Genomic DNA, 8,529 nt, shown 5'->3' with positions numbered 1-8,529 from the left:
CAAAGACGAAATAACCTGTACCGACACTCCCGGCCGAGACGCTCACATCCCTCCACCGGGTTCCTTATCAACAACAGCGCTCCGTTTTTCGCCCGTCGAGCGCTACGTTTTCTAACCGATGTCTACACGTACGACAGAGCATCTGGATAAAGCACGTTACAGGATGTGCGAAAGTCACCGATGACACTGATTGCATCTGAGCAACTCAGATGTGGACCATCTTTTCTGGTGACAACAGCGAGAAACTCCGAAAGATTCTTGCTTGTCGTGTAGATTTCCGTGTTTTCATCAGTGAGCACTCGACGCGGCCAGAGGTGATACTTTGAATCCTGGTCAATGGCGTAGACCAGCACATTGGTATCAACCAGCAGCCTACTCATACGCTACAGATCGAACGTCATCATTGTCGTAGCGCCCTTTGAGGCTAAATGAGCGAATTTGCTTGGGCGAGCGCTTTGTGGTGCGGAGAGCTCGGATAAACTTGTAGAGACGACCGAGTACAGAATCTGGTAGTCGGTCAATTTCATCTATGATGTCCTGTTTGGAGGCTTTGCTCATGCCCGTATGATATCACAGTGTTGCCCCCTTGGTCACGAGCGAAAAAAGTGCAACCCGCATCCATGCGGGTCACACAAGCGCTGTTAGCCAACTGCCCGAATCTCTTCCTCTTGAACGTCCTGTTCCAAGCCAACAAGAATCTTACTTGCTGTTTTCTGGATGAGGTCCAACGATTGTGAGAGAACTTTCTCGTCACCCTGATAGAGCTGAATGTAGTCGCTAGAGCGAGTTGAGGTGTCTAATCCGACAGCGTTGCAGACGACAAACGAGACTGCTTCAGCTTCGGTCTCACGAAGCGTTTTCGTTGTTTCGCTCCTGCGGTCCCCACGATGCAGTAACTCATGTGCGAACTCATGCACCAATACTGCAAATTCTTCGGCTGCTTCGAGCTCTGGAATGATACTGATTGCTCCACCTGCTGAAGTTCCCAGTGCTCCTCCTGGAATTGCTTCGTACGTTAGCGTGATTCCTTCACTCTCAATGAGTCCCCTCACCATGGTGATATTCTCTCCTGGGTCACCTTCGATTGAGGCAAACTCTGCAAGTGGCTTTCCTTCCGTCTGTGAGATATCGAAGACATGTACGACTCGAAATCCCCTGATGACTTTCTCATCCTCAGAGTCGCTTTCCTGTTCCTCTGATTGCTTGAACTTCATTGGTGCAAAAATCGCGATTCCCTTCTCTCCCTTCTTGACGATACGACCAAGTTTCTTCCAAGTGTGGAATCCTGCCACCCTTTCAGCGTCCTGCTTCTGCGAGAAAATCATCATGATGTTCCCGAATGAGTAATGATGAAACCTTTGGAGCATACTGAGGTACTGAATGAGCGTTTCACTCTTGCCTTCTTTGAGTGCTCCTACCAAATCTGTGAGTGCTTTCTCGGACAGTTTGATTGCGTCTTGACGATTCATAACGTGCTCCTTTGGAAACGAATGGATTGATCTGACCCGGAGATGGGTCAGCCGTTCCCAAGCACGGCACAGTCAAGGTGGAGCCTTTTTCGCAGACGAAAAAGCAGCAGCCCCACCTCAAGTGGGGCGGACCTTGACGCCGTGATACAATGAGGCTTACCCAGAACAAGGGCAAAAACCCCAAACCCTATTCGGAGCAAGTGGAAGAAAGGTGCTAATGCCGACCCAGATCGACTACCTTTTGATTGCGCAGCTGGTGATTGATCCAGCTTTCAGCCTGAAGAGAGAGCTTTGCGACATGAATCAGGTCTTTCACACCGAACGTGTAAGCCCGTTTTTCTTGACCTGTTTTCGGGTCAGTGAACGGGCGAAAGATTCGGGTGTCATAGAAGAAAGCTTTGCTTCGAGGAGCTTGGCCCAGGATGATTTCCGCTTTAATGCGGCCCGAAGTGAGAGTCCATATTCTCTCGAAGTCCATAGACCCAATTTGCCACACTGATCAGAAAATTCAAGAGAAATCGACTCAACACGATTTGGACCATCTGTGGTCTGCTGTAGCGGAAAGGTAACGATGCGTAAGCTTACAACACCTCCCACTAGCCTCACATCCAGCTCCTCTGAGCTTCGGAAAGCCTTGAAGTCAATTAATGAGAGACTCAAGCGGTACCACAGTCAGAGCGGAAGCATACCAGTGCGAGGAGAAAAAATAGGGACGTCTGGACCGAACACTAAAAAAGGTCTACGGCGTGGCAAACTCAATCTCGCGAAGCATGTGAAGCCAATATCACCTAAAGATGCGACTGAACAGATTTTGAAAATTCAGCATCATGCTTTATCTGCGATTGCAGAACGAGATTGGCAAACTGACTTGGCTCTCAACAAAACTGTCGCAAATGAGATGAAGCAGATACATCAGTTTCTGGGAAAACTGCAAGAGGCCACGACAGTTGTTCAGATCTTTGACGTGCCATTGCCTGAAGGAGAAACAAATGGTTACCTCCAAGTTGTAAGCGAGTGTCAACAAGAACTGTATAAGCTGGGCTCAGTCGTACGCGAAGTCAATCTGAAACTCATACGAGACAATAAAGAGGCAATCAGACGCGCGATTCGGCATGTCAGTCATCAGCCGAACGTCACGAAGTTGACTGGTCGAGCAGGCTCTGAGACTATTGATCGTGTGAACAAGGAAGTACAGCAAGAAGCAATCCGGGAAAAACTCCAGTCATTAGGTGAAGTCGAACAACGATCGATTCGAGAAACAACTGAATCGATTGAAGAATTCGGGTCTGAGCTAGCAACACTCCGAGAAGAAGCCCAACAAATTCGTTCCAAAGCTGGAAAGTTAGCCGAGTGCGTCGAAGAACTTGAAGCACCGCAGGCCTTTCAAGAAGTCGTGGATGAACTCTCACGCGAGTTTCGAGAATTACAATTTGGAATGGATGACATTGTTGGTAATGATGTCGCTCAAGAAGTGCTCGGCTTGAGCAGCGAGTCGGTAAAGAAGCTTGCGATGGATGGGCGGATTGGAAAGAAAGTCAGTGGGCGATATGTGTTCTCGTTAACAGAACTCAATGAGTTTTCTCAAATTGAACGCCCCTCGGGGATTCACAAAAAAAACCACGGAAAGACTTGATGCCACACCCGTGCGGGTGTACCATCAGGTAGCCCTGCGTGGCCATTACGCTTTGGCGCCGAAATACCAACCGAAGCATCAATCACTACGCTGAAACACCAGCGTATTCATCGTGAAAAAAGTCACCACAAGGAGCCTGCGATGAAGGTACGCGCCGAGTTCGAGTCCGAGCCAGGGCACGTTTCCGTGCAAATCTATTGTAACGCTGTTCATGGCGTGACGGTCCGGGAAGTGGAGTTGAGCGAGGAAGCAGCCTCCTCTGCATTCCATGTTCACAACAAAGACACATTCATTGTCCATGTCCTGGGCTGCGAAGTCGCGACGGATTACCCCGATTCCGAATCAGACATCACTCGACCGGGTGATGTTCTCCATATTCCCTCCGGCCTGCCCCATCGACCAAGGATCTTAGGCGATTGGGCATATGCAATCGTATTTGAGATCGAGGGCAATAGCCGACCCAGGTCTCTTCAAATGCAAAAGTGATGGTCTCGTCGATGCCTTACTTTTGTTTCCCAACAATCGACGAAACTCATTCTGACTAGGAGAGCGAAGATGTCATCCGACAACGCACAACAGAAAGCCAATGAGGAAGGCAACAGACGAAGAGAACAGATTGAAGCAGAAAGGAGGCAAAAGGAAATCGATGCTGGCGCTGCCAGCAGCACCAAAAAATCGTAGACCAACATTGCCAATCTAGGTGTGAGACGTGGCCACCGTGGCCACGTCTTCTCTCTCCCCTTCTCCCACCGGGATTCAGCCAAATGAACCTCTCTGATTTTCTAGCAACTGGAATCTTCTTCTTCCTGGGCCTCGGACTCTACAGGTTCTTCAATCCATTTGGCCTCAGCTTTGGGTTGCCTTTGCCTTTAACCAAACAAGCAGGAAAAATTCGTTTGCAAGCTGATGGGAGCGTGACAGCCCCTGATGCCTCCCACTATCCAATTGATTGCGATATGGATTTAGAGCTCAGAGGAGGCCGGATGTTTCGTAGAGCCTATAGCTGTTTTGTCTGGATCTTTTCCGAAGGTTCCTTGAAATGTTGTTGTTTCACTCACGGGGCAATCGAAGGCTCAAGCATTCAGAATGATTGGTCAGTTGTTCGTCCGGTACTTTTGCCTTTGGCAAGCACTGTAAGTGTACTTGGTGTCATTGCCTTCAGGCTCCTTCCGTTATTACCTGTGGTTTACGTTCCAGTCTTGGAGCTTGTCGTACCTGATTTCATTATTCTTCCCACAGAACGCATAGATTGGGTCGAGTACCTTCCCACTTGCCTTGTTGGGTACGTTCTGTTCGTGCTGTTTGATGTCTGGGCAGCCAGTGGAATGAGTCAACAAAGTCGTCAAGCGATCAACATTGACGCTTTTGCCGCAGTACTGTTGTTTCCAGTGTTTCTGTTGCTCGTCGCTCTCGTTTCTGGCTTCAAGCCAGATTTGTTAACTTCGCATTCTAATGCTTGGCTACTCGTGTGGGTGGGATGGACCTTGGGGGTGTCGCTGTTGTGGTACGTGGCTCGAAGTTCTCGATTTTTCCCGAGTCACTCAGAGTTTCGAAAGATGGAACGAAGGCTAGGGGCTGGCAACCAGAATAATCCAGTGGGCACAAAAAGTGGATTAGATAGAATCTTGCGGCGATTAGAGGACGCCAAAATTGAGCTGGCTGAAAGTGGGATTGAAATGCCCAAAAGCGAGGTGGAGAATTTGGTCGCGGAAATCCATTGCCCATTTCGATTCTCTTTGACGCCAGTACTCTTGACGTCCTGGAGTTGAACGAAGCGCTGGATGCTCTCGCTCTGAACTCTTCTCGAGCAGCCGAAGTTGTCGAACTGAAGTTTTTCGGAGGACTGTCACGAGAAGAAATCGCCGTACAGGTCGGCGTTTCAGTCCGCACGGTCAACAGTGATTGGCAATACGCCAAGGCTTGGCTTTACCGCCAAATGGCCGGTGAGTGAATGTCAATGTTTGGAGATTGGCCTTTCAGGGGACAAGATTGCGTTACCACTGACGAATCAACTCAACAACGGAGATTGCAACCAATGAATTACTCGAAGACACATCCACTCATTGTCTTGATGCTCGGAATAGTTCTATTTCCAGGTACAGCCCGCGCTGCTAATCCCACTTCTCGTGGAGAAGCCACGAAATGGGCCGAACAAGCCGCGGTTTACGGCCATCAGATCAAAACATCGACGCCGAAACGCCTTTATTTCCGAGAGTTGATGTTCACCCTTGGCCAAGTTGGTTCCGTTGAGTCCATCAAAGATGCGGCTGAACGAGGAGCCAAGTTTGAACACATCGTTGAACGATATGAATTCGCCTTGAAAGGGATGATTGACGCGGGTCGGTTTCAGGAGGCGCAAGAAATTATCAAACCTCTGATTCGCAGGGTTGCAACAAACCCGGCGACAAGTAATGTCTTTATACATCATCAAATCGTTGCACGAGCGGGACTTCATAATGAAGCTCTAGACCTGAGGGAACTGACAAACAATTCTCAAGGAAGGAACCAGGAGGAGTACAAATTTCGGCTTGACCATGTGACGGCACTTGCACAGTCAGGGCAGATTGATCGTGCTCTCGCCTCGTTCGAAACTGCGCAGATGTTTGCCGATCAGGAACAGATCGAAAAGAAACAAGAACATCCTCCTGTCGATGCACTGACTGCATTCGCCAGGGCAGATCGCCTGGACCTCATTCCCAATGAAATTCCTGTTGGCAGTGAGCAGTTGTGTCGTGAGATTGTCTTTTCCTGCTGTCGTTTAGAACGTCTTGACCAAGGTCTGGAAGTCGCAAAGAAACAGCCACTGGGTCTGGAACCCAAGAAATGTCTGGCCGCTTTGGTTGAGGCCCTCATTAAAGGCGGCCGGCTTGAAGATGCTGTCTCAATCTTAAAACTGAAACAACTACCCTACGTTCAAACCGCCGTCGCCATCGCTGCGTATCGGGCAGGTCAGGATCCACTTGGCGATCAACTCCTCGCGGAGGTCGGCATGCCCGATGAACGCAAAATGTTGCTTGTGGAGGAGTTTGCCAGAATGGGGGATTACAAGAAGGCTCAGGAGTACGGTGCGAAGATCAAAATGACCGGCAACCGAGCGATTGCCCAGGCGATCTTTGCTCGAAGCGCTGCGGAAAGGGGCGATGACAAAGAATACCGTGCCGCGATTCAGGCAGTAGAAAGTGGTCTGAAGAAAAAGCCCAATCCAGATTTACTTGTTGCAATTGCCGATGCACACGGCGCAGCAAAGAATACCAAAGCGATGGAACAGTTTCTTTCAGCAGCCATTGTACGGTATCAGAAATTTGGTAACGCAGACGAAAAATGGCTCCATGAACTGGTTCAAGTGCATTTCAAATACGACAGTAGACTTGATTTGACCACGGCGTTTCGTAATTCAAAGAATGCCAACAAACAGTCAGCCGGACACCTTGCTGTTGCACAGTATCTTGTAAGTTTAGAAACGTAGCAGCCCAGAACGATCAATAAGCGATGCAACTGATCCCGACCCTCCTGTTCAATAGATATTTTTGAGTTTAAGTCGTTGCTCGATTTGTTTTTTCGTAGGGAAGACTGGCACCGAAACTGAGCAACGGAATTGCGGTCGTTCAGTATTGCGACAATATTAACGCCCCATCTCACGCAGAGATGGAGCATGAGTGAGAGGATTATAAGGAACGAGAAGTTGGCTTGAGAAGACCTATGCGGCTTTTCGCTCAAACGATTTCACCAAACCGCCGACATAAGATCTCACCTCCACTTGGTCGAATGAAAGCATCTCGACCTCTTCAGGGATTTCGCGAACTGGTGGCAAATGGTCTCGTTCCATGTGGCTGCGATGGTGGTTGTAATAGTCAACGAATTCATCCACGAGGTAATCCAGATGCCGTTTGCCGAATATTACAAATTTCGCAAGACATTCCAGCTTAATGGTCTCGATGAAACGCTCGCATCGACCATTTAGATTTGGACTCGCTCTCGGTAGAGGATTACCTCGAACTCCCCTCCTGTTCAATAGATGTATTTGAGTTTAAGTCGTTGCTCGATTGGGTTTTCCGTATGGAAGACTGGCACCTAAATTGACCAACGGAATTGCGGTCGTTCAATACTGCGACAAAATGGACGCCCCTCTCACGCAGAGATGGGGTATGAGTAAGAGGATTGAGAGGCATGAAAAGTGGATTTGAGACGAGTTATGCGGCTTTTCGCTCAAACGATTTCACCAGTCCACCGACGTAAGATTTTACTTCGATTTGATCGGACGAAAGCTTCTCGACCTCATCAGGAATCTCCCGAATTGGTGGCAGATGGTCTCGTTCCATGTGGCTGCGATGGTGGTTGTAATAGTCAACGAATTCAGCAACAAGATATTCCAGATGCCGTTTACCGAATACTACAAATTTCGCCAAGCATTCCAATTTGATTGTCTCGATGAATCTCTCGCATCTACCATTTAGATTTGGACTGGCCTTCGGTAGGGGATTAGCTCGAACGCCTCTGTTCTTGAGCGCCTGTGTGAATTCCTTACTGTATTTCGTATCCCTGTCGTGGATCACGATTTCAGGCCTGTGTTCACGCCCAGCGGTTTCATCAAGGAATCGCGCAGTCTGGTTCACCACCCATGCCGAGTTTGGATGTTCGGTCGACGTTGAAGCAATCACTTCACGTGTTGCCATGCAGAGCCATACAAGCACATACGTGTCACGGAGTCCACGCGTTGTCACTGCTTTCACGGAGAAGAAATCACAAGCCCAGAGTGTTTCTTTGTGACGTTCAATGAAATTGTTCCATGTGTCAGTTGTTCGATCAGGTCCAGGTTCGATGCCTTCTTCCTTGAGAATGTTTCGAACAGTCTGGCGACTGATACTCTTGATGCCCAGTTTTCTCAATTCGCCGATGATACGGGTGTATCCGAAATTTGTGGTTCGGGCTATTTGCAAAACCAGTTCACGAATCTCTCTTGGTTTGCGTTGGCCGCCTTTAGGGTTCTTGATCGGTGGCTTGCCGCTCTTCTCTTCTCGCAGCCATCGATAGTAAGTCGCTGGTTTGACAATTGTCATCAGCTCTTCGATGGCTCTCCCAATCGGTTTGCCGAGTTTGAGTAGTTTTTCGCGTTCCGGTACCGTCGTATGAATTTGACCGGGAATTCTCGCACGAAGAATCTTGTTCTCTTGCTTTAGATACTGCACATATTGAGCAAGTTCAGATTCGAGGGAAGAAGCGATCAATGCGAGAAGTGGGTGGTAAATCTTCATCGAGTCATTATGGTTGATTTTGGTATTAATGAACGGTCAGGCACATTCGTTGTACAGCACTTGATACTCAAATCAACGCACAGAATCAGTTCGGTTCCGAACGGATTCCAAATTCACTTTTGCTGGGTCGTCAAGCCGCTACAAGTTGCCCATTCCGGTCAATCTAGTATGACCG

The 8,529-nt window shown here is 48.7% G+C and carries 10 protein-coding genes; 6 read left to right on the top strand and 4 right to left on the bottom strand.

All coding sequences use genetic code 11. The features are described from left to right. Nucleotides 1-122: 122 nt before the first annotated feature. Complete coding sequence (locus KOR42_RS22600) at nucleotides 123-380, bottom strand: type II toxin-antitoxin system VapC family toxin (RefSeq protein WP_146512107.1); 258 nt, start codon at nucleotides 378-380, stop codon at nucleotides 123-125. Nucleotides 381-641: 261 nt separating this feature from the next. Next, a complete protein-coding gene (locus KOR42_RS22595) occupies nucleotides 642-1,469 on the bottom strand; it encodes an ArdC-like ssDNA-binding domain-containing protein (protein WP_146512106.1) in 828 nt (275 codons plus the stop codon). A gap of 217 nt (nucleotides 1,470-1,686) precedes the next feature. Here KOR42_RS22595 and KOR42_RS22590 point away from each other — a divergent pair, with 217 nt between their 5' ends. From KOR42_RS22590 to KOR42_RS22565, 6 genes are all read left to right on the top strand, one after another. Beyond that, nucleotides 1,687-1,968, top strand: coding sequence for a hypothetical protein (locus KOR42_RS22590; RefSeq protein WP_146512105.1), 282 nt, complete (start codon nucleotides 1,687-1,689; stop codon nucleotides 1,966-1,968). A 399-nt stretch (nucleotides 1,969-2,367) separates the two neighbouring features. Then, entirely contained in the window at nucleotides 2,368-3,102 is a 735-nt protein-coding gene (locus tag KOR42_RS22585; protein ID WP_146512104.1) for a hypothetical protein, read from the top strand. Nucleotides 3,103-3,243: 141 nt separating this feature from the next. Then, on the top strand, nucleotides 3,244-3,588 hold the full coding sequence (locus KOR42_RS22580; RefSeq protein ID WP_146512103.1) for a cupin domain-containing protein: 345 nt from the start codon (nucleotides 3,244-3,246) through the stop codon (nucleotides 3,586-3,588). Nucleotides 3,589-3,866: 278 nt separating this feature from the next. Continuing rightward, the gene (locus KOR42_RS22575; RefSeq protein WP_146512102.1) at nucleotides 3,867-4,871 is read left to right on the top strand and encodes a hypothetical protein; all 1,005 of its coding nucleotides are present in this window, start codon (nucleotides 3,867-3,869) and stop codon (nucleotides 4,869-4,871) included. Continuing rightward, on the top strand, nucleotides 4,820-5,053 hold the full coding sequence (locus KOR42_RS22570; RefSeq protein WP_146512101.1) for an ECF-type sigma factor: 234 nt from the start codon (nucleotides 4,820-4,822) through the stop codon (nucleotides 5,051-5,053). Before KOR42_RS22575 ends, KOR42_RS22570 begins: the two co-directional genes overlap by 52 nt. Before the next feature lie 84 nt (nucleotides 5,054-5,137). Continuing rightward, on the top strand, nucleotides 5,138-6,568 hold the full coding sequence (locus KOR42_RS22565) for a hypothetical protein (RefSeq protein ID WP_146512100.1): 1,431 nt from the start codon (nucleotides 5,138-5,140) through the stop codon (nucleotides 6,566-6,568). Between the two features lie 231 nt (nucleotides 6,569-6,799). Here the strand turns inward: KOR42_RS22565 and KOR42_RS22560 are convergent, their stop codons facing one another. Together KOR42_RS22560 and KOR42_RS22555 are read right to left on the bottom strand one after the other, a co-directional pair. Further along, on the bottom strand, nucleotides 6,800-7,114 hold the full coding sequence (locus tag KOR42_RS22560) for an integrase core domain-containing protein (RefSeq protein WP_197441473.1): 315 nt from the start codon (nucleotides 7,112-7,114) through the stop codon (nucleotides 6,800-6,802). A 178-nt stretch (nucleotides 7,115-7,292) separates the two neighbouring features. Next, nucleotides 7,293-8,354, bottom strand: a complete 1,062-nt coding sequence (locus KOR42_RS22555) for an integrase core domain-containing protein (RefSeq protein WP_146512098.1) — start codon at nucleotides 8,352-8,354, stop codon at nucleotides 7,293-7,295. Nucleotides 8,355-8,529: the final 175 nt, after the last annotated feature.

Origin of the sequence: Thalassoglobus neptunius, from assembly GCF_007859735.1 — a bacterium.
Lineage (GTDB): Bacteria > Planctomycetota > Planctomycetia > Planctomycetales > Planctomycetaceae > Thalassoglobus > Thalassoglobus neptunius.
Note: the sequence above shows the minus strand (reverse complement) of the source record. Positions and strands in the feature narration are given on the sequence as shown.

Excerpts from the sequence above, each read along its gene's own strand:
- KOR42_RS22590 (WP_146512105.1), top strand. The coding sequence starts at position 1,687 with ATGCCGACCCAGATCGACTACCTTTTGATTGCGCAGCTGGTGATTGAT.
- KOR42_RS22555 (WP_146512098.1), bottom strand. The coding sequence starts at position 8,354 with ATGAAGATTTACCACCCACTTCTCGCATTGATCGCTTCTTCCCTCGAA.
- KOR42_RS22575 (WP_146512102.1), top strand. The coding sequence starts at position 3,867 with ATGAACCTCTCTGATTTTCTAGCAACTGGAATCTTCTTCTTCCTGGGC.
- KOR42_RS22580 (WP_146512103.1), top strand. The coding sequence starts at position 3,244 with ATGAAGGTACGCGCCGAGTTCGAGTCCGAGCCAGGGCACGTTTCCGTG.
- KOR42_RS22595 (WP_146512106.1), bottom strand. The coding sequence starts at position 1,469 with ATGAATCGTCAAGACGCAATCAAACTGTCCGAGAAAGCACTCACAGAT.
- KOR42_RS22585 (WP_146512104.1), top strand. The coding sequence starts at position 2,368 with ATGAAGCAGATACATCAGTTTCTGGGAAAACTGCAAGAGGCCACGACA.
- KOR42_RS22600 (WP_146512107.1), bottom strand. The coding sequence starts at position 380 with ATGAGTAGGCTGCTGGTTGATACCAATGTGCTGGTCTACGCCATTGAC.
- KOR42_RS22565 (WP_146512100.1), top strand. The coding sequence starts at position 5,138 with ATGAATTACTCGAAGACACATCCACTCATTGTCTTGATGCTCGGAATA.